Source organism: Flavobacterium sp. N3904 (genome assembly GCF_025947305.1).
Classification (GTDB): Bacteria; Bacteroidota; Bacteroidia; order Flavobacteriales; family Flavobacteriaceae; genus Flavobacterium.
Genome location: NZ_CP110009.1, coordinates 623,591 through 644,025 on the forward strand (window position 1 = coordinate 623,591; position 20,435 = coordinate 644,025).

Below are 20,435 nucleotides of genomic sequence, written 5' to 3' on the forward strand. Positions count from 1 at the left end.
GATGTAGTTAGTTTGAAGTCACAAATATCGCTTTTTTTGTGAAAATGAAAAGAATAATACACAGATAGTTTATCAGTATTGTATATTTGCTACATATTTCATAAAAACAAGTTCCTAATTGACTGTTTTTTAATAGAATTCAAGAATAATAATACGAAATCATGAAAATACGCAAAGGAAAAAAAGAGGACATGCAGGGTGTTCTGGCATTAATTCAGGAACTCGCAGTATTCGAAAAAGAGCCAAATGCCGTTTTGATCACAACAGAAGATCTTATTCGTGATGGTTTTGGAACAAATCCTTTATTTCAGGTTTTTGTTGCCGAAGTTGAAAATGAAATTGTTGGTATTGCTTTATATTATTACCGATACTCTACATGGAAAGGAAAAACAATCCATTTGGAAGATTTGGTGGTCAAAGACAGCATGCGCGGTACAGGTTTGGGTTACGCTTTGTATTCGGAAATCATAAAGCAAGCCAAAAAAGATCAGGTACGAAGAATTGATTGGAACGTATTGGATTGGAACACACCTGCTATCGATTTTTACGAAAAATCGGGAGCCAAAGTACTGGATGAATGGAGAGTGGCGCAAATGGATGAAGCCGGAATTAACAATTTTATAGACAACAAATTAAAAAATTAAAATACGATTTTGTTTTGGACTAAAAATCTGAAATCTGAAATCTAAAATCTGAATTAAAAATGAGAGTATTCAAATTTGGAGGTGCTTCAGTAAAAGATGCAGCCGGTATCAAAAACGTTTATGACGTTTTGCAGCAAGTGGGTTATGAAGATGTGTTGGTTATTGTTTCGGCAATGGGAAAAACAACAAATGCACTGGAGGAGGTTATCAAAAATTATTTTGACAAATCACCTGAATTAAATTCATCGGTACAAGAAGTAAAAAAATACCACAATCAAATCTTAATGGATTTGTTTGAAGATGAAAAAAGCGAAGTTTTTACTGCAGTGAATGCCCAGTTTGCTGATTTGGAATATTTCTTGGCGCATAATAAATCTCCGAATTATAATTTTGTCTACGACCAAATTGTAAGCTACGGGGAATTGATCTCGACTACTATTTTAAGTCATTTCATGTCTTTCAAAGGAATTCAGACGCAATGGTTGGATGTTAGAAACTTTGTAAAAACAGATTCGACTTATCGAGATGCCGAAGTCGATTGGGAATTGACACAAAAAAATATTGCCAACAACGTAAAACGCAAAATCCTGAATATTACTCAAGGATTCCTGGGTTCTGACGAAAATAATTTCACTACTACATTAGGTCGTGAAGGATCCGATTATAGTGCCGCAATTTTTGCGTATTGCCTAAATGCCGAAAGCGTAACAATCTGGAAAGACGTTCCTGGAGTAATGAATGCTGACCCGAGGTATTTTGAAAATGCAAGCTTGCTCAATCAAATTTCGTATCGTGAAGCTATCGAACTGGCATTTTATGGCGCATCGGTTATTCACCCAAAAACGCTACAGCCTCTACAGAAAAAGGAAATTCCATTGTATGTAAAATCATTTATCAATCCGTTGCTCAAAGGAACTGCCGTTTCAAAAGGTGTCGATTTGGAACCTTATTTGCCTTGTTTTATTGTAAAAAGAAACCAATTGTTGATTTCATTGTCTTCGATAGATTTCTCTTTCATCATGGAAGAAAATATCAGCGAAATCTTTGGATTGTTTCACCAATTCAAACTAAAAGTAAATTTAATCCAAAATTCAGCAATTAGTTTCTCTGTTTGTGTGGAAGATAAATTTGGAAATTTCAATGAATTGAATGCAATCCTTTCCAAAAAATTCAAAGTAGATTTTACCGAAAATGTGACTTTATACACCATCAGACATTTTAATGAAAATGCCGCTCAAACCGTTGAAGACAATAAGACGGTTTTACTAAAACAAGTGAGTAGAGAAACGATGCAAATTGTGACTAAAGAGAATTAAAATTTTGATTAAAATAATTTTGTTACTATAAATGGAAGCTAAATATTTAGCTTCCATTTTTCATTTTAACCCGCAATGACTTTCTAATATCAGTTCCTTAAAAATGATTTTCAGCAACGCCTATTTTGTCATTGTCCAATTAACACATTATAAAATAATAAATACTAATTTTGGCGCTTTGGAGTTATAGTATTTATGTTTAAAAAAGTATTATTTTGGAGTCTAATCTTTTGTTTTTCTGGGCTTCAGGCGCAAGAAACGAATTCGGCTTATATCACCAAAAAATTAGCTTTTACTTCTGATACTATTCATCTGGAAACTGGGAGCATCAACTCCGATTCATTTGAGTTACTTGACCCAAACAATAAACCAATTGACACTGCACTTTATAAAATAGATTTCCCAAAAGGAATTTTAGTATTAAAAAAACAAAACAGCTCCTCTGCTGATTCCCTGACAGTTCATTACCTGAAACTACCCGATTTTTTAACCAAGGAATATACCATTTATGACAGTAGCAAAATAGTTGACAACGAGGTTACCTCCCAAAGTTTGTATAAGGTTGAAACGTTTCAAGTTCCAAAAAGCATCCCTTTTGACGGACTTGTAGTTGCAGGTAGTCTTTCCAGAGGAGTTACTGTCGGAAACAATCAAGATGCAGTAGTCAATTCAAATTTGGATTTTCAAATCACAGGAAAAATATCCGAAAAGGTAAGCATTCGCGCCTCGATCAAAGACAGCAATATTCCAGTTCAGGAAGGCAGTTACTCCCAAAGACTGAACCAGTACGACAATATATTCATGGAACTTTTCAGTGACAGCTGGAATGTACGCGCAGGAGATGTCTTTATTGGCAACAACACCACGCATTACCTCAATTTTAATAAAAAAATACAGGGATTGTCTGCTTCTATTAATTTAAAAAAAGAAGATAGCAACACCAATATTTTTGCATCGGGCGGATTGGTTACCGGAACCTATGCAGTTAGTAATTTCAAAGGGCAGGAAGGCAATCAAGGCCCATATAAATTAATTGGGCAAAACGGAGAATTGTATGTTTTGGTTATTATAGGTTCGGAGCGGGTGTATGTAAATGGTGTTTTGTTAAAAAGAGGCTTAAACAACGACTATGTAATTGATTATAATTCGGGAGAAATTGTATTTACCCCTCTTTTTACGATTACTTCAGAAATGAGAATTGTTATCGAATACCAATATTCTGAAAACAATTATACTCGATTCGTAACCTATGATGGTGGATCTTTTACCAACAAAAAGTGGAATTTTGGAGCTTCTGTATATTCCGAAAATGACTTAAAGAACCAGCCTGTACAGCAAAATCTATCCAAAGAACAAGCGCAAATATTAGCGGAAGCGGGAGATAATTCCAATTTGATGGTAGCGCCATCTGCCTATGTTGATACTTATGACGAGAAAAAAATATTGTATAAAAAAAATACCATCGGTACAGAATTTATTTATGAATATTCGACAAATTCAAATGATGAATTGTACAATGTGCAATTTACGTTTGTTGGCCAGGCCAAAGGCAATTACATCCTGACAAACCCAACGAGTGTCGATAAAATCTATGAATATGTTGTCCCAGTAAACGGAACACTGCAAGGAAACTACGAACCTATACTACAATTGAAAGCGCCTGAAAAAGCTCAAGTTGCCACTTTTTTTGGAAAATACAATCCCTCTGAAAAAACAGCAGTCGATTTTGAAATTGCTATTAGCAACCACGACAAAAACTTATTCTCAACCATAGATGACGGCAACAATCAGGGATTAGCTGGGGAAATCAACGCCAAACAAAGGCTTTTCTCCAAAAAATGGAATATTGATGCATTTGCTAATTTTCAAGCAATCGATGCCAATTTCAAACCTGTAGAACGCATCAACGGAATCGAATTCTACAGAGACTGGAATGTCAATAGCGCCATAACTGGAAATCAAAGTTTGTTGGGAACAGGTTTCAACTTTAACTTAATTCCGAATGAAAATCCAAAAAACTCAGGATCTGTTACGTATGCTTTTCAAAAATTGGCCATCTCAAAAGACTATTCCGGCATTAGAAACAACATCAACGCCAATTTTATTCAGAACAATTGGAACATTCAAAACATAGGCAGCTTCTTGAAAAGTGATGACATAGAAACCACTTCAAAATTTGTTCGGAATTTTTCGCAAGTACAGTATAATTTCAAAAAAAACTGGATTGGCAGTGCCGTTCGTTTTGAAGACAATCAGGAGAAAAATAAAATAACCCATCAGCTCACTTTGCAAAGTCAACGATTTTCTGAATATGGCATTTATGGAGGTCATGGAGACAGCACTAGAGTTTATGTACAATTGGGTTATTTAAAAAGAAACAATGACAGCATCCAAAATGGGATTTTGCAAAGGGTAAACAGTTCCCATTCCTTTAATTTTCAGACCAAACTTTTCAAAACCGAAGTTCGGGATTTATCCGCTTTTGTCAATTATAGAATTTTAAATTATACCGACCCTTCATTGAAAACCACCCCTTCATTGAATTCGAGAATACTTTACAACGATCAATTTTTTAAACAATTGGTACAAAGCAATACACTATACGAAACAAATTCGGGAACCATGCCTTTTCAAAATTATACGTATGTTGAAGTGCCAGCCGGACAAGGAAAATACACTTGGAATGATTATAACAATAATGGAATAAAAGAATTGGAAGAGTTTGAGATTGCCCCGTTTATTGACTTGGCTACTTATACACGAATCTTTTTGCCCAATCAGTTTTATATTAAAACCAATCAGAACAGATTTTCACAATCGTTTATTATTAATCCGGGAATATGGCAAAACGGAACTAATTACAAAAAAACACTTTCTTATTTTTATTGGCAAACTTCTTTTATTATCGATCGAAAAATTAAAAATGATGGCGATAATTTAGACTTGAACCCATTCAATTCAGCTCAAAAAAATGTATTGGGATTGATTTCCACTTTCAGCAACAGCATTTATTACAACAGAGGAAAAAGAGACAATTCTGTGATTTATACGTTTATGACTAACCAAACACAAAATTTATTATCCGTTGGCACCATCAAAAACAAAAATAGTTTTCACCAGTTGGAATACCAACATTTGCTACAAAAAAGCTGGTTATTTGATGCATTAGTCAAAACCATACAGACCAAAACAGAATCACAGACTTTTGCTGAAAAAAATTACAACATAGAAGGTTATTTGTTGGCTCCAAAGATTAGTTATCTTTTTTCAAAAAACATCAGTTTAGATCTTTTTTATGAATATGAAAACAAAGAAAACCAAATTGGAAGCCTTGACACCTTGTTGCAAAATCGATTTGGTTCTGCATTCAATTATATAGGAAACGGTAAATTTACCGCAAATGGCGAAATCTCATTATACGAGAATAAATTCAATGGCGATGCCTTTTCATCGGTGGGGTATCAAATGCTGGAAGGATTGCAAACCGGGCAAAATATTACCTGGAGAATGTTGATGCAAATGAATTTAACCAAATTCTTAGACCTTAATTTTGTTTACCAGGGCCGAAAAAGCGAAACCAGTGATGCTATTCATACAGGAAGTGTCGAGTTAAGAGCTTATTTCTAGCGTTTTAAATGGCTGTTTTAAAATAATTCACTAATTTTAAGTCTAATTTAAAAAATTCAACCACCATGAAATCAAAGATTCACGAAAACAAAAAAAACATACTGCTAAGCTTGAGTAAAAAACTAATTTTATTAAGCTTCCTCTTTATTTTGTCAAACACATTTTACGCACAAACCGCAACTACCACAGAAAAAACGGCAAAAGAGAAAACTAGCAAAACAACTAAAAAAACAAAAGACAAAACCGACAAAACCAAATCAGCAACTGATAAGACACAAAAATCAGCAACAGACAAAGCAGATAAAACAAAGAAAGAATCAAAAACAAAAACGGATAAAGCAACAAAGGAAGCAAAATCATCAACAGATAAAGCAACAAAAACTGCAATAGACAAAACAGCAAAAACCAAAAGTGATGCTACTGCAAAAACAACCGCTGCAAAACCAACCGCTGCAAAAAGTACTGCAACCAAAACAAGCACTGCAAAAGCCAGCACAACCAAATCAAGTACTACTGCAAAAACAGCCGACAAAGTTACAGGAACATACAATGGGAAAAAAGTATATACCGGGCCACAAGGCGGAACGTATTACATAAATTCAAATGGAAATAAAACCTATATAAAACAATAAAAATTTTTAAATAATTATACATGACGAAGGCTTTCCTGAAATGGGTTAGCCTTTTTTTATTTAATTATATAATATTTTAGTAATACATTGCAAACATTAGTATCCCATGCATAAAGTACCTTTCGACTTACAACTAAACTGTAAGACTTACGAATGAATCTAAATTCAGACAACAAAACAATATTGATAGCACCGTTAAATTGGGGCTTGGGACATGCTACACGATGTATTCCTATTATAAAAGCATTGCAAGAAAATAATTTCACTCCCATAATAGCTTCCGATGGAATAGCACTTGAACTCTTACGCAAAGAATTCCCTTATTTAAAAACCCTAGAATTGCCATCCTACCAAATTGAATATGCAAAAAATGGTAAAAATTTCAAATGGAAACTCATAAAAAGCTTACCCAAGATGTTGGAAGCTATCTGGGAAGAAAAAAGAATTGTCAATCAATGGATCAAAAAATACAAGATAAACGGCATCATATCCGACAATAGATTGGGTGTATTTAATAAAAAAGTCCCTTCGGTATTTATTACCCACCAATTGAATGTAATGACTGGAAATACCACTTGGATCACCAGCAAAATACATCAGCATATTATAAAAAAATACCAAGAGTGCTGGGTTCCTGACGTTGCAGGAAAACTGAATCTAACAGGTACTTTGAGTCATCTTAAAAAGACGTCAATAAAAATAAAATATTTAGGACCATTGAGTCGAATGCACAAAAAGACATTGCCCATTCAATACGATTTAATGGTCATCCTTTCGGGTCCAGAACCCCAACGCGGACTTTTGGAGACAAAACTTTCAAAAGAAGTGTTATGCTATAATGGAAACGTAGTTTTTGTAAAAGGAATTATAGAAGAAGAACAAAAAAAAGAGCAAATTGCCAACGTCACCTACTATAATTTCATGAAAACACGACAGCTGGAGCAAACCTTCAATGAAAGTCAAAAAGTACTTTGTAGATCTGGCTACACGACTATTATGGACTTGGTAAAACTGAATAAAAAAGCATTTTTTATTCCAACACCCGGTCAATACGAACAAGTATATCTGGCAGAAAAATTAAAAAAAGAAGGATTGGTTCCTTATTCGATCCAAGAAAATTTCAGAATCGAAGATTTGTCACAAATTGACAAATTCAAAGGGCTTCCACAATTAGAGACTATTGTAAATTGGGAAGAATTATTTAAGGTATTTGGATCCTAAAAAAAACCGGTAAAGTAAATTTTACCGGTTTTTTAAAAAATTTATTTCTTTGTAATTATTATTCTTCTATTTCTTTGTTGTCAAATTTTTCATGTTTAATTATTTTGGCATGAACCATGAAATAAATATACTCTGCAATATTGGTACAATGCTCAGAGATTCTTTCTAAATGTTTCAAAACAATAACCAAATTTGTCCCAGAAACTACAGCTTTGGAATTTACTTTCATTTCATTGATAATATCATGTATACCATCATCACATTTGTTTTTGATATCCTTGTTCATCACAAAAATCTCTCCTATCGTACTTTCATCACGAGTTAAAAAACAAACGTTTGTTTTTACGGTAATCAATTCAACTAGTCGAGCAGCATCGGCTATTGAATACTTGACAATTAAATCGTGTTTGTTTTTAATGTTTTTCGATTTCTTAACAATACTAATAGACAAATCTCCAATACGTTCTATTTCATTGCTAATCTGCATTGCCGACATAATAAAGCGCAAATCTGAAGCAACCGGCTGTTGCAAAGCAAAAATGCTCTGACAGATTTCGTCTATTTTGATATCCAGTTTGTCAATTTTATGTTCTGTTTTTTTAATGCTTTTGCCTTCAGCAACTTCTGGTTCAGACAACAATGCTTTAACGGCCTCACTGACTTGGCTTTCTGCTAAAACACCAATTTTTTCAATTATGTTTTTTAATTTTTCTAATTCTATTTCAAAGTATGTCGCCATTTTTTTTAATTTAAAAATTTAAAAGTTTAAGGATTTGAAAGTTTAAAATAGGTTTAAAAGTTTAAAAATGGGTATAAAAGTGCAAATCAGTTTAATAACGTAAAGACATTATACTAAATAAGAAATCGCAACATCCAGCACATGCTTTAAACGCTTTAAATAATTTTAAACTAATAAACAATTAAAGCTATTTCAAACAATTATCCAAATCTTCCTGTTATATAATCTTCGGTTTGTTTTTGAATTGGTTTTGTAAATATAGTGTTTGTTTTCCCCATTTCAATCAATTCTCCCATATAGAAAAATGCTGTATGATCACTTGTTCTGGCTGCTTGTTGCATATTGTGGGTAACAATAATAATGGTATATAACTCTTTCAATTGATGAATTAGTTCTTCGATTTTTGAGGTCGAAATAGGATCTAAGGCACTTGCAGGTTCATCCATCAGAATAATATCCGGGCTTACCGCCAAAGTTCTTCCTATGCACAAACGTTGTTGCTGACCTCCCGAAAGTCCTAAAGCAGAATCATCAAGTCTATCCTTCAACTCATCCCAAATAGCCGCTTGACGCAAAGATGTTTCAACAATTTCATCCAACTCTGTCTTGTCTTTTACACCATTTATTCGGGGACCATAGGCAACATTCTCGTAAATAGATTTCGGAAAAGGGTTTGATTTCTGAAAAACCATTCCAATTTTTTTTCTAATATTGACAACATCTACATTTTTATCATAAATATCTATACCCTCAACCAACATTTTACCGCTAATGGTAACATCAGGAATAAGGTCATTCATCCTGTTGATACATCTCAAAAAAGTTGATTTACCACAACCCGAAGGGCCAATCAATGCTGTAACTTTATTGGATGGAATATCCATCGTAATTTCATTCAGCGCTTTTTTTTCACCATAGTATAATGATAAATCATTTACTTTTATTTTTATGTCTTTCATTGTTTATTTGTTAAGTCTAAAATAATAAATTATTAAATCAATTAAAAATTATTTAGCTTTTCTTCTAATTCTTGATCTAATAATAACGGCAACTAAATTTAAAGATAATGTCAAAATTAGTAAAACTAAAGTTGTTGCAAACTGTATAGGCATTGTTTTCTCAACATCAGAAGATTGGGTAGACATAATATAAATGTGATAACCTAAATTCATGAATTGATCGCTCAATGATCCTGGCAAAGTCGCCAAATAATAGGCTGCTCCTGTAAATAAAATTGGTGCCACTTCACCAGCACCTCTGCTCACGGCAAGAATCGTTCCTGTCATAATTCCTGAAACAGAACCCGGAAGTACTACTTTTTTTATAGTTTGCCATTTGGTTGCACCAAGTGCCAAACTGGCTTCTCTTAATTCACGAGGAATTGTTTTTAGAGCTTCTTCAACCGAAACAATAATAACAGGAAGCGTCAATAAAGACATCGTAAGACTTGCCCAAAGAATATTGGGTTGTCCCCAGCGTAATTCGCCTCCATTGAAAGCTGTATCTGCACCAGCACCTAAAAACTGTATAAAAAATCCAAGGCCAAAAAGGCCAAATATAATTGATGGTACAACAGCTAAGGTACGAACAGAGAATCGAACAGCTGCGGCAAATTTAGAATTCGCACTGGCATATTCTGTCAAATAAAGTGCCGTAATAGTCCCAAAAGGAACCGCTGCAATAGACATGACAATTACCAATATAAAAGTCCCTATTATGGCCGGGAATATTCCCCCTTCGGTCATACCATTAGTTGGGAAAGACGAAATAAACTCCCATGAAAACTTGGAACGCCCTTGATAAACAATTATCGCAAGAATTATAAAAAGAATAGCTATAATCAAAATCACAGCCATTTGTGTGATGCCAACAAAAAATTTCCCCTTTATATCTGAATTACTTTTTTTACTTGTAAAAAAGTGGTTTTCTGATTCCTTTAAAACTTTTTCCATAATTATTTACCTTGGAATTTTTTCATTAATTTGCCTTTTACATAGAATTCTGCAATTGCATTTAAAGCAAATGAGAAAATAAAAAGTAAAGATCCTATAAAAAACAAAACACTATAATGAGTATCACCAAAAACAGTTTCTGCCATTTCTGATCCGATAGTTGCGGCAAAAGTTCGAACACTCTCGAATGGATTGGCGGATACTAAAGCTGCATTTCCTGTTGCCATAAGTGCAATCATTGTTTCACCAAAAACCCTTCCAACTCCTAAAAGAAGAGCTGCAAAAATACCTGGAGTCGCCGCCGGTAAAACAACAAAAAAAGCGGTTTGCCATTTACTGGCACCCAATGCCAAACTTGCTTCGGTATACGTTTTTGGAATTGCTGCCAATGCATCTTCAGAAATAGTATAAATAATAGGAATAGCCGCTAGAGCCATCGCAACTCCACCAACAAAAGCATTTAGTCTAGACTCATAACCAAATACATCTTGGAAAAAAGTAGCCAAAACCATTAGAGCAAAAAAACCAATCACCACCGATGGAAAAGCTGCAAGCATTTCTATAATGGGTTTTATAATCTCTTTGACTCTTTTTGAAGCAAAACACGAAGTGTATAATGCAGCAAGTACCGCCAAAGGTCCAGCGATTAGCATTGCAATTATTGTTACTTTTAAAGTACCAATCAGTAATCCCAACAAACCAAATCTAGGATTTTCTGAAACTGGCACCCATTCCGTCGTAAAAAAAGTACTCCAAGTTTTGTCGGCACCTTCGTTATTTTCAGAAACGGCATCCATTGTTTCATCTGTAGTTGCTACCGATAAATCTTCTTTTGGAGTTTCTCCATAAGATTCTGGTTTTAAGTCCTCCTGAGAAACTGGTTCTGAACCGTAAGTTTCTGGCTTTAAATCTTCAGTCGGTTCAGAATTATAGGCTTCCGGTTTTAAATCTTCAGTCGCTACTGCTCCATATGATTCGGGTTTATCGCCTGTAGTAGTTTGAACCTCAATTTTTGCTTTAGCATCATTCCCAAAACTAAATAGTGGCAATGACTCTTTAAAAACAAAAATGAAAATTAAAAAAATAATAGTAATTGACATAAAAGCCACTGATGATATTATTTTTTCGGCAAGAAATTCAGAAAGTCTGAATTGTTTTTTTAAACTTTCTTTGGTGAAAGTCTGTTTGATAGGTAATTGGGAATTCATCTTATTTTTTTAAGATTTGTATAATATAAACACAAAAATATCCCTCATTTTATGAAAATGAGGGATATTTTAATTATCATTATTTTAGAGGAAAATAACCCACTTCTTCTATCAGACTCTGACCAGCTGGACTCAAAATCCAATCGATAAAAGCTTTTGTTTCACCTGTTGGTTTCGATTTCAAATACATATACAAGTACCTAGTGATTGGATATGTATGATTTTTGATGGTAGCTCCTGTGGGTAATATCGCAGGGCTTTTATCGTCTTTTTTTACACCACAATCTTTTACACCTTCTGCATAAGCTGCACCCCCGTAACCAATTGAATTTTTATCTTTTTTTACGGCATTTACAATAGCTGCTGTTCCTGGCAATGTTTGACAAGATGGAGAAAAATCTGTCTTTACCACATTGTCTTTAAAGAAACCAAAAGTTCCTGAGCTACTTTCTCTTCCGTATAATTTGATTGGAGCATCTGCACCTCCAACTTCTTTCCAATTCGTAATTTTTCCGGAAAAAATTTGACCTATTTGTTTAATTGTAAGTGATGAAACTGGATTTGCTTTGTTCAAATAAACAGACAACCCATCTTTTGCACACGGAATTTCTACACCAACTGAACTGTATCTTGCTTTCAATTTTTCAACTTCAGAAGGTTTTATAGGACGGCTTGAATTTGCAATATCTGTTGACCCGTTGATCAACGCTGCTATTCCTACTCCAGATCCTCCACCAGTTACCTGAATAGATGCTCCTGGATTTTTTTTCATGTATACCTCTGCCCATTTTTGGGACAAAATAACCATGGTATCAGAACCTTTTACGGTAACTTTATTAATTGTAGTAAAAGAAAAACCAATTCCCATAACCACCATTACAATTAATGCTACTTTTAATTTTGTTGTTTTCATTTTATTATAAATTATTTATTTTGTTTTTTAGAAACTTGCTTGAAATCTTAATGTTGTTATGTTGTTTTTTATGTCTCCATTATATATTCCTCCAACAGTTGAACTTGTTTCATTTATTGGCAAAGAATAACCCAGAGCAATTTTTGTATTTAATGTAAAGAAATAATCCAAAGCAAATGACCATGTGTTAACTTTTAAGTCTGGAGCTACTGTCACATTATTACCAGACAATCTTCTGTTTGGATCCCATGAATCAAAACGAACTGCTGCTTGATATTTTGTTCCAAAATTTTTCTCTAATGTTACATAATATCCAACAAAATCTCTTACTCCACTAAAATTGAATCCAGGGTTATTATTAAGTACATTGGTAGCATTCGCTTCTCCAGATATAGTTCCAAAGTTGCATTCTGATTTTAAAGCAAAACCGCCCAATACATCATAATAAGCCTGAAGCTCAAAACCTGTCCATTGTTTATCTAATTGATCACCCACTTTTGCCGCAAACGGTTTATTATTTACATCACTAAAATTTCCTGCAACAAAAACCAAATTTTTACCATAATATCCGCTTGCACCAAAGTCAACTCCCAATCCCATGTCTTTGAAATTAAGAGAATAATACGCTCTTAACATTACATCTTTTTGGCTATCAACATCAGCAACTTGGTTTGTTATTTGTCCTTCTCCAAAATTTCCGTTAAACACTGCCAATTCAACATTCAAAGGAATTTCATATTGAGTAGCGAAGTTTGCAGCAATTTTTGCTCCTAAATCTCTTTCTTGAGGATATAAGATTCCAGACATTCTACTTCTTTCTAATATAATTCTGTCTCTAGAAGAAAACTCTACTTCATAATCAGGTCTGTTAAATTGTCCCACCCACAATTGGAAAGTATTTATCCAAGGGTCGTTTAATTGCACATAAGCATCTTTTAGTGTTACTGCACTAAAGGAGAAGTTAGGTTGCAAAACAAATATTACCCCTTCTAATGGTTGATAGGTAAACTTTATCCTTGCTCTTCGTATTACAAATGAATTGGAAACATCTACAATATTGGTTGTCAAAGGTACATTTGTCTCTGACGAACCTGGTTTAAGTTGAAGCGGTCCGTTTGCTGTAGGAACATCTTGATAGTTGTACATTTCATATTGCACTTGCATATAACCTGATATTCTCAATTTAGAAATTTTATCTACTTGCTCTTGCAAAGGAGATAATTGTTCATTAAGCGCATCAAATTTTAACTGATGCATATTTATTGCTTGCTGTAAAGAATCAATACTAATTGGTTTTATAGAATCGTTTGATACTTCTTGGGCATTTACAAACCCATAACCCAACATCATTATTGCAACTATAATTTTTTTCATTTTTATTACTATGAATGTTAATTTGCCGCAAAGGTGATATACCAATGTTAAGTTAATGTTAACTCAATGTTATATAGATGATAATTTAATGTTAATAGGTTTTTTCTTTAAATCTTTATTTCTAATTTAATTTACATTTATTTACAATAAATAGTTAATAAACAGCTAATTAAATGTTTTTTTTTAATGTTATTAAATGATTAATTCCCTTTGTTTTTAAGTCCTAATTGATCGGTTATAAATGTCTTTTCGAGTGTGAAAGAAAACTCAGAACCAATACCAAACTCACTTTCAACATATATTTTTTCTTTGTGGGCTTCTATAATATGTTTTACTATCGAAAGTCCCAAACCAGAACCGCCTTCAGAACGAGAACCACTTTTATCAACTCTATAAAAACGTTCAAAAAGCCTTGAAATATTTTGCTTTTCTATTCCCTCGCCATTATCTGTAACCCTAACCAAAACCTTTTTGTTGGTTAGATTGACAATTGAAACTTCGGTCAATCCTCCTTCTTTTCCATATTTTATGGAATTGACCAAAAGATTTTCTACCACTTGTTGAATTTTGTCTTTATCCCCGTTTACAAAAATGGGCTGAATATGATCGTTTTCAAAAGCCAACGTAATTTTCTTTTTATCCGCTTTCATTTCGAGCAAGTCAAATACATTTTGAATTAACTTTACAATATCAAATTTTGCAAATTCTATATTTAAATCTCCCGATTCCAATTTAGTAATCATATCTAAATCTTCAACAATATAAATCAATCGTTCGACGCCTTTTTCGGCACGTTTTAAGTATTTTTTTCGAATTGATTTATCGTCCATGGCGCCGTCAATGAGGGTTGACAAATAACCTTGCACAGTAAATAATGGCGTTTTGAGCTCATGAGAAACATTTCCCAGAAATTCTCTCCTATATTCTTCACGAACTTGCAACATCTCAATTTCCAACTTTTTATCGGTGGCAAATTTCTTTACTTCTCGAGTCAAGGTTTCCATATCGGTTGTGATCGGTTGGTTTATAAAAGTACTCGACTCCAATAACGCCACATCATCATAGATTTTTTTGACTCTTCTATAAATGAAGCGTTCCACTCTATATTGTAAAACAAAAAAGGAAAACACATAAACAAAGAACATGCAAATAAGCCCGAATAATAGCAAGGCACTGTATGCTGATTTGAATAGTATTGCAGAAAGAATCATGCAAAAACCGGAAACAAATAAACTGATATACAATGCTGATTTTATAGCAAATTTGTAACTTTTTTTGAAATTAATTTTCATTATATATTTGGCAAACGAAAAATTATAATTAATAAAAAAAGACATATAAAGTCTTTTTTTGAGTATTGTTCTTTAAACTTCAAACTTATATCCTACCCCTTTTATAGTTTTAAAAAGATCTTCTCCAATTTTTTCGCGAAGTTTTCTAATATGTACATCGATAGTACGTCCACCAACCACCACATCATTTCCCCAAACTTTGTCCAGAATTTCTTCTCGTTTAAAAACTTTCCCTGGCTTTGAAGCCAGTAAATAGAAAAGTTCAAATTCCTTTCTTGGCAATGCTATTTCTATATTGTCTTTTACAATTTTATACTCTTCACGATTGATTTCTATACCACCTACATTTAATGTTTCGCTGTTTTGTTCTTGTTCTTTCAATCTTCGTAACAAGGCTTTAACTTTACTGACCAACAATTTAGGTTTAATTGGCTTGGTAATATAATCATCTGCACCAGCATCAAACCCGGCCACTTGCGAGTAATCTTCACTTCTTGCGGTTAGAAAAGTGATGATCACATTATTCAATTCGGGAATTCTCCTAATATGCTCACAGGCTTCCATTCCATCCATTTCTGGCATCATGACATCCATTATAATCAGACTTGGTAATTCTTTCTTAGCTTTTTCAATAGCGTCTTTACCATTGACTGCGGTAACAATTTGATATCCTTCTTGTGCCAAATTATAGCCTACAATTTCTAAAATATCTGGTTCATCGTCAACCAGAAGAATCTTGGTGTTTCTTTTCTTCATAAAAATAGCAAAAATTAAGTTTCTCTATTGCATATTTACCCAAATGGGATGCAAAGCCTTTTTATTGCAATGTAAAAGTAATAATAAACCACAAGCTACAATACAAATAAAGCTGACTTAACCTTAATTTAATATGTTAACTATTTCATAATAATTAACACATCGATTCATAACTTGGTGTTAACACTTGAAATATATTCCTGCCCTTTATTTGCACAAAATTAAATACTACACAAAATGAAATTAAAATTTCTATTCTTTACACTATTTATCTGCGCTATTAGTTTCTCACAAACTAAAGGAACAATTTCTGGTGTTTTATTAGACAAAGACTCAAACAACCAGGCTTTACCGTTTGCAAATGTATTGCTCAAAGGCACAAAAATTGGGGCAAATACAGATATAGATGGTAAATACAGTATTAGTATCGCGCCTGGAAATTATACCGTTCAATTTAGTTTTCTTGGATATGAATCATTAGAAATTCCTGTAACAGTTGTTGCAAACGAAACTGTAACCCTGAATAATTCAATAGGATCTGGAAGCTACAAATTAAAAGATGTCGTTATCAAATCAAGCGGCGGTAGAGAAAAAGAAACTGCTTTATTATTGGATCAAAAAAATGCAGTTGTAATTAAGCAAAGTATCGGCGCACAGGAAATGTCCAGAAAAGGAGTAAGTAATGTAGCCGAAGGTTTGACCAAAATTACCGGAATTACAAGCGTGGGTAATCGTGGATTATTTGTACGTGGCCTTGAAGACCGTTACAACAATCTATTAATAAACGATTTGGCGACACCATCAAACAATCCGTATAACAAATACATTTCATTGGATTTGTTCCCAACAGATATTGTGGGTGTAATTGATGTTTATAAAACATTCAACCCAAATATTTATGGAGATTTTGCTGGAGGAACATTCAATGTACAAACAACAAAGGTATCCAAAAGCATCACCAAATTAAATATCGGAATAGGTTACACTACAAACAATAGTTTATCAGACTTCTTAATTGCCGAAGATGCCAATTCTACAAAAGGTTTTTTTGGATTAACAGCCAATGATAGAAAATTGCCAACCGTTTTGGGAAATACGGCTACTGCCAATACATTAACTTCGCAACAATCTCTTGATGCATTTAAAAACAGTGGTTTTAATGTTGCTGCTACAAAAAGCCCTTTAAATTCAAGCATTAGTTTTTTGAATGCCGAAAAATTTGACCTTACTCCAGAAAAAAGCTTATCCTATTTAGTTTCCCTATCTTTTGAAAACGACTTCAGTATAACAAATGGTGTTCAAAGAAATTTTACCAATAGTCCTACTGGTTTTGTTTATGGCAGTGATTTCGTAACAACAGATTACACCTATCAAGCTTCCTTTACAGGATTATTGGGTTTAAATTATAATACAAAAAAATTAAAATTATCTTATAATACAATTTACATTCAATCTTCTGCCAATTTGATTCAAGATCAATTTGGTATTCCAGATACCAGTACAGGAGCAAATAACTCTATATTAATCAGGACGAATCAATTGGATGTTTCTTCCTATATAAACAACCAATTGCTTGGCGAATATGCACTTTCTGAAGATAAAAATCAAAAAATAAATGCAGGAATATCTTATGCCATAACAAAATTTGACCAACCTGACAGAAAATTTTTCAGAGGATCATTATCTGGAGAAAATGACATAACAACTTCTATTGCGGCAAATAATTTTATTCGCCAATATTTATCTATTGACAGCGATTACTATTTCTCAGGTTTGGCAGAGTACAATTATAAATTTGGAAAAGAAGAAAAAAACAAAAAAATAACAGTAGGATATAACGGATACACTTCAAACATGGAATCTTCCTATCGATTTATAATTCCAAGCGTAGGTCCAAATTTTACCACACCTTTAAACCAACCAGATAATCAACTGAATGGATATTTAACAAACAATATTTTTTCATTTAGAGAAAGTTCGAATGCAACATGGCAAGCAAAATTAAATCAAGGTGCCCATGCAGGATATGCCAACTTATTATACAATTTTGACAATAAATGGGAAGTAAATGGCGGTTTACGAGTAGAAAATACTACTAGGCAAACACTATACAGAAAACCAGACTCTTTTGATGCAGATTTTACTGTAGTAGATTATAATAATTTGTATTTTTTACCAGCGTTAAACGTAAAATATAGTATTACTGAAAACTCAAATGCACGTTTTTCTGCAACCCAAACCTATACCACTCCAATTATTATGGAAGCCTATCCTATAGAATACATCAATGCCGATGGAACCTCTACTTTGGGCAATCCTTATTTAGAGAATAGCGACAATTATAATGTAGATTTCAAATATGAGATTTTCCCAACGACCAAAGAACTATTTTCAGCGGGACTATTTGGAAAGAAAATAACAACTCCTATAGAACGTACTTTTGTCGCAAATGCCTCCAACACAACCATTACAACTTATTTGAATTCAGACAGTGCCATATTGTATGGAGCAGAAATTGATTTTTTGTATGATTTATCAAGAATTAACAAAGCTTTGGACAAATTTTCATGGGGTTTCAATACTTCATTGTTATATTCACAAGTTAAAGTTGCACCTACTTACATAAACTCTCAAGGCGACTCATCGCAATCAATAGAAACACATCAAGTAAGAGAACTTCAAGGTGCTTCAAAATACATCATCAATTCCGATTTAAAATATCAATTTGATTTTAGCTCAGAATGGAGCAACACAATTTCATTAGTCTACTCTACTTTTGCAAAAAGAATTTATGCAGTTGGAACTGGGCACATGGACAATATTTATGAATTACCTGTAACCAAACTGGATTTTGTTTGGGGAAGTAAAGTATCCAAAAATATTGATTTAAAATTTTCAGTTCAAAACATACTTAATCCAGACATTACATTTGAACAAGGAAATAACGGAGATTCACCATTACTGAATGATTCAACAATACGTAATTACAAAACAGGAGTGAGTTTCTCACTAAATTTAGGATATACATTTTAAATAGTTACCAATCAAACCAAAAGCCTCTAATTCTTTAGGGGCTTTTCTACTTATAGAAACTCCTTTCTTAACATTAAAATTACATTTAGGAATGCTTTTAGTAACTTTTTTGTAATAATTAGGTAACCTCTGTGTGATACTCTCGAAGTACTTTTGGCATATAAAATTAAGATATCGCAGACAAAAAAAGATAAAAAACTGCGACACCATTTTTTCAAAAAAATAAAACAAAAAACAAAAAACAAAAACACAAATTATGAAAACAAAATTTTTAGCTTTTGCAATGTCTTTAGGCTTATTATTTGCATCATGTAGCAGCGATGACAATAACACGCCAGCAACAGTAGCGCCATTAACAGGTATAGAAAGCATTATTGTAGGTGCTACAACTACTTTTACTAGTACAACTACAGGCGGAACTTTTACAAGCGCAACTCCAGCAGTAGCAACAGTTAATGCTACAACAGGAGTTATAACAGGGGTATCTGTTGGGTCTTCTGTAATTACCTATACAGTACCAAATACAGCAGGACCAGTAACTAGAACAGTAACTGTAACGGCAATTCCAGCAGCAACAGGAGAAATTACAGGGACATTTACAGCAAACAAAACTTTTGTTTACGGTAATTACACTTTAAAAGGGGTTGTGAAAATTGCAGATGGTGTAACTGTAACTTTTGAAGCTGGATCTACAATTACATGTACAAAAACAACAGGTGACAACGCATTTGTTGTATTGAAAGGCGGAAAATTAATCATCAATGGCACAGCAGACAAACCAGTAGTATTTACAGAATCTTCAAAAACACCTGGTTCTTGGGGAGGTATTATAATGTATGGAGACGCACCAATTAAAGCTATTGGTGGTGTAACTAACTCAACTTCTGAAGATGGAAATGCATTACCTTACGGTGGAACAAATGCAGCTCACAATGGTGGTTCATTGAATTATGTAAGAGTAGAATATGCTGGGTCAAAATTAGGCGACGGAAACAAAGAAAATAATGGATTTACTTTTTATTCTTGTGGTTCTGGAACAACATTAGACCACTTAGTTTCTTATAAGGGTGCTGATGACGGTTTTGAATTTTTTGGTGGGACTGTAAGTATGACCAATGCTATCTCTTACGGCAATACTGATGATGCTTTTGACTGGCAAGATGGATGGCAAGGTCAAAACAATAGTAACTGGTACGCTTACCAAACAGGTAAAGGAAACTACGGTATGGAAATTGAATGTTCTAACAACGACAATGCATTCTGGCCAAAAGTTACAAATATCACATTAAAAAGAGCAGCAGGAACAACTCCAGAAGCTATAGGTGACATTCAAATTGATGCTTTCCAATTCAAAAAAGAAGCTAATGGAGACTATAGTAACATCATCATTGATGGATATGCAAACTATACAGAAGGAACAACTACTTATACTGCTGCAGCTTGTAAAATCCAAGATGTTGCAACAAATACCGATCAAGTAAATACTTCTAAAATTAAAATGACAAATGTTACTATTACTAATACAGGAACAAACATACTAGGCGCAACTATTGGTGGTATTCCTCTTACAGTTGCTTTCCCAGCAGGTCAATTTGTGACTAGCACCAATGCAACAGGAGCTTCATTAACAAATGGAGCATGGTCTACTGTAGATGGAAATACATTACTTAAATAATAAACAAGTTTGAATTAGTAAAAATACCTCTCAAAATTTGAGAGGTATTTTTT

General features: G+C 33.4%; 15 protein-coding genes. 7 read left to right on the forward strand and 8 right to left on the reverse strand.

Going from position 1 to position 20,435, the window contains the following annotated elements; genetic code table 11:
* The first annotated feature begins 161 nt into the window (after positions 1 to 161).
* The 5 genes from OLM57_RS02670 (at position 162) to OLM57_RS02690 (ending at position 7,440) form a co-directional block, all read left to right on the forward strand.
* Positions 162 to 644, forward strand: coding sequence for a GNAT family N-acetyltransferase (locus OLM57_RS02670; protein ID WP_264565694.1), 483 nt, complete (start codon positions 162 to 164; stop codon positions 642 to 644).
* Between the two features lie 59 nt (positions 645 to 703).
* The gene (locus OLM57_RS02675; protein ID WP_264565695.1) at positions 704 to 1,960 is read left to right on the forward strand and encodes an aspartate kinase; all 1,257 of its coding nucleotides are present in this window, start codon (positions 704 to 706) and stop codon (positions 1,958 to 1,960) included.
* Positions 1,961 to 2,155: 195 nt separating this feature from the next.
* The gene (locus OLM57_RS02680; RefSeq protein ID WP_264565696.1) at positions 2,156 to 5,587 is read left to right on the forward strand and encodes a hypothetical protein; all 3,432 of its coding nucleotides are present in this window, start codon (positions 2,156 to 2,158) and stop codon (positions 5,585 to 5,587) included.
* 65 nt (positions 5,588 to 5,652) lie between these two features.
* Positions 5,653 to 6,219 (forward strand): hypothetical protein, encoded by a 567-nt coding sequence (locus tag OLM57_RS02685; protein WP_264565697.1) that lies wholly within the window; start codon positions 5,653 to 5,655, stop codon positions 6,217 to 6,219.
* Between the two features lie 153 nt (positions 6,220 to 6,372).
* A complete protein-coding gene (locus OLM57_RS02690) occupies positions 6,373 to 7,440 on the forward strand; it encodes a glycosyltransferase family protein (RefSeq protein ID WP_264565698.1) in 1,068 nt (355 codons plus the stop codon).
* A gap of 58 nt (positions 7,441 to 7,498) precedes the next feature.
* On the opposite strand, the gene phoU is transcribed toward OLM57_RS02690, so the two are convergent.
* The 8 genes from phoU to OLM57_RS02730 all read right to left on the reverse strand — a co-directional run bounded on the left by phoU (position 7,499) and on the right by OLM57_RS02730 (position 15,674).
* Positions 7,499 to 8,179 (reverse strand): phosphate signaling complex protein PhoU, encoded by a 681-nt coding sequence (phoU, locus tag OLM57_RS02695; protein ID WP_264565699.1) that lies wholly within the window; start codon positions 8,177 to 8,179, stop codon positions 7,499 to 7,501.
* Between the two features lie 200 nt (positions 8,180 to 8,379).
* Positions 8,380 to 9,138 carry a phosphate ABC transporter ATP-binding protein PstB gene (gene pstB / locus OLM57_RS02700; RefSeq protein WP_264565700.1) on the reverse strand — a complete coding sequence of 253 codons (759 nt, stop codon included), beginning with the start codon at positions 9,136 to 9,138 and terminating at the stop codon, positions 8,380 to 8,382.
* A 48-nt stretch (positions 9,139 to 9,186) separates the two neighbouring features.
* Positions 9,187 to 10,131, reverse strand: a complete 945-nt coding sequence (gene pstA / locus OLM57_RS02705) for a phosphate ABC transporter permease PstA (RefSeq protein WP_264565701.1) — start codon at positions 10,129 to 10,131, stop codon at positions 9,187 to 9,189.
* Between the two features lie 2 nt (positions 10,132 to 10,133).
* Positions 10,134 to 11,339 (reverse strand): phosphate ABC transporter permease subunit PstC, encoded by a 1,206-nt coding sequence (gene pstC / locus OLM57_RS02710; protein ID WP_264565702.1) that lies wholly within the window; start codon positions 11,337 to 11,339, stop codon positions 10,134 to 10,136.
* A 79-nt stretch (positions 11,340 to 11,418) separates the two neighbouring features.
* Positions 11,419 to 12,252 (reverse strand): PstS family phosphate ABC transporter substrate-binding protein, encoded by an 834-nt coding sequence (locus OLM57_RS02715; protein ID WP_264565703.1) that lies wholly within the window; start codon positions 12,250 to 12,252, stop codon positions 11,419 to 11,421.
* A 27-nt stretch (positions 12,253 to 12,279) separates the two neighbouring features.
* The gene (locus OLM57_RS02720; protein ID WP_264565704.1) at positions 12,280 to 13,626 is read right to left on the reverse strand and encodes an OprO/OprP family phosphate-selective porin; all 1,347 of its coding nucleotides are present in this window, start codon (positions 13,624 to 13,626) and stop codon (positions 12,280 to 12,282) included.
* A gap of 200 nt (positions 13,627 to 13,826) precedes the next feature.
* Entirely contained in the window at positions 13,827 to 14,918 is a 1,092-nt protein-coding gene (locus tag OLM57_RS02725) for a sensor histidine kinase (protein ID WP_264566943.1), read from the reverse strand.
* Between the two features lie 72 nt (positions 14,919 to 14,990).
* Complete coding sequence (locus OLM57_RS02730) at positions 14,991 to 15,674, reverse strand: response regulator transcription factor (RefSeq protein ID WP_264565705.1); 684 nt, start codon at positions 15,672 to 15,674, stop codon at positions 14,991 to 14,993.
* A gap of 237 nt (positions 15,675 to 15,911) precedes the next feature.
* On the opposite strand from OLM57_RS02730, the gene OLM57_RS02735 reads away from it, so the two are divergent.
* Together OLM57_RS02735 and OLM57_RS02740 are read left to right on the forward strand one after the other, a co-directional pair.
* Complete coding sequence (locus OLM57_RS02735; protein WP_264565706.1) at positions 15,912 to 18,707, forward strand: TonB-dependent receptor; 2,796 nt, start codon at positions 15,912 to 15,914, stop codon at positions 18,705 to 18,707.
* A gap of 256 nt (positions 18,708 to 18,963) precedes the next feature.
* Complete coding sequence (locus OLM57_RS02740) at positions 18,964 to 20,382, forward strand: hypothetical protein (protein ID WP_264565707.1); 1,419 nt, start codon at positions 18,964 to 18,966, stop codon at positions 20,380 to 20,382.
* Positions 20,383 to 20,435: the final 53 nt, after the last annotated feature.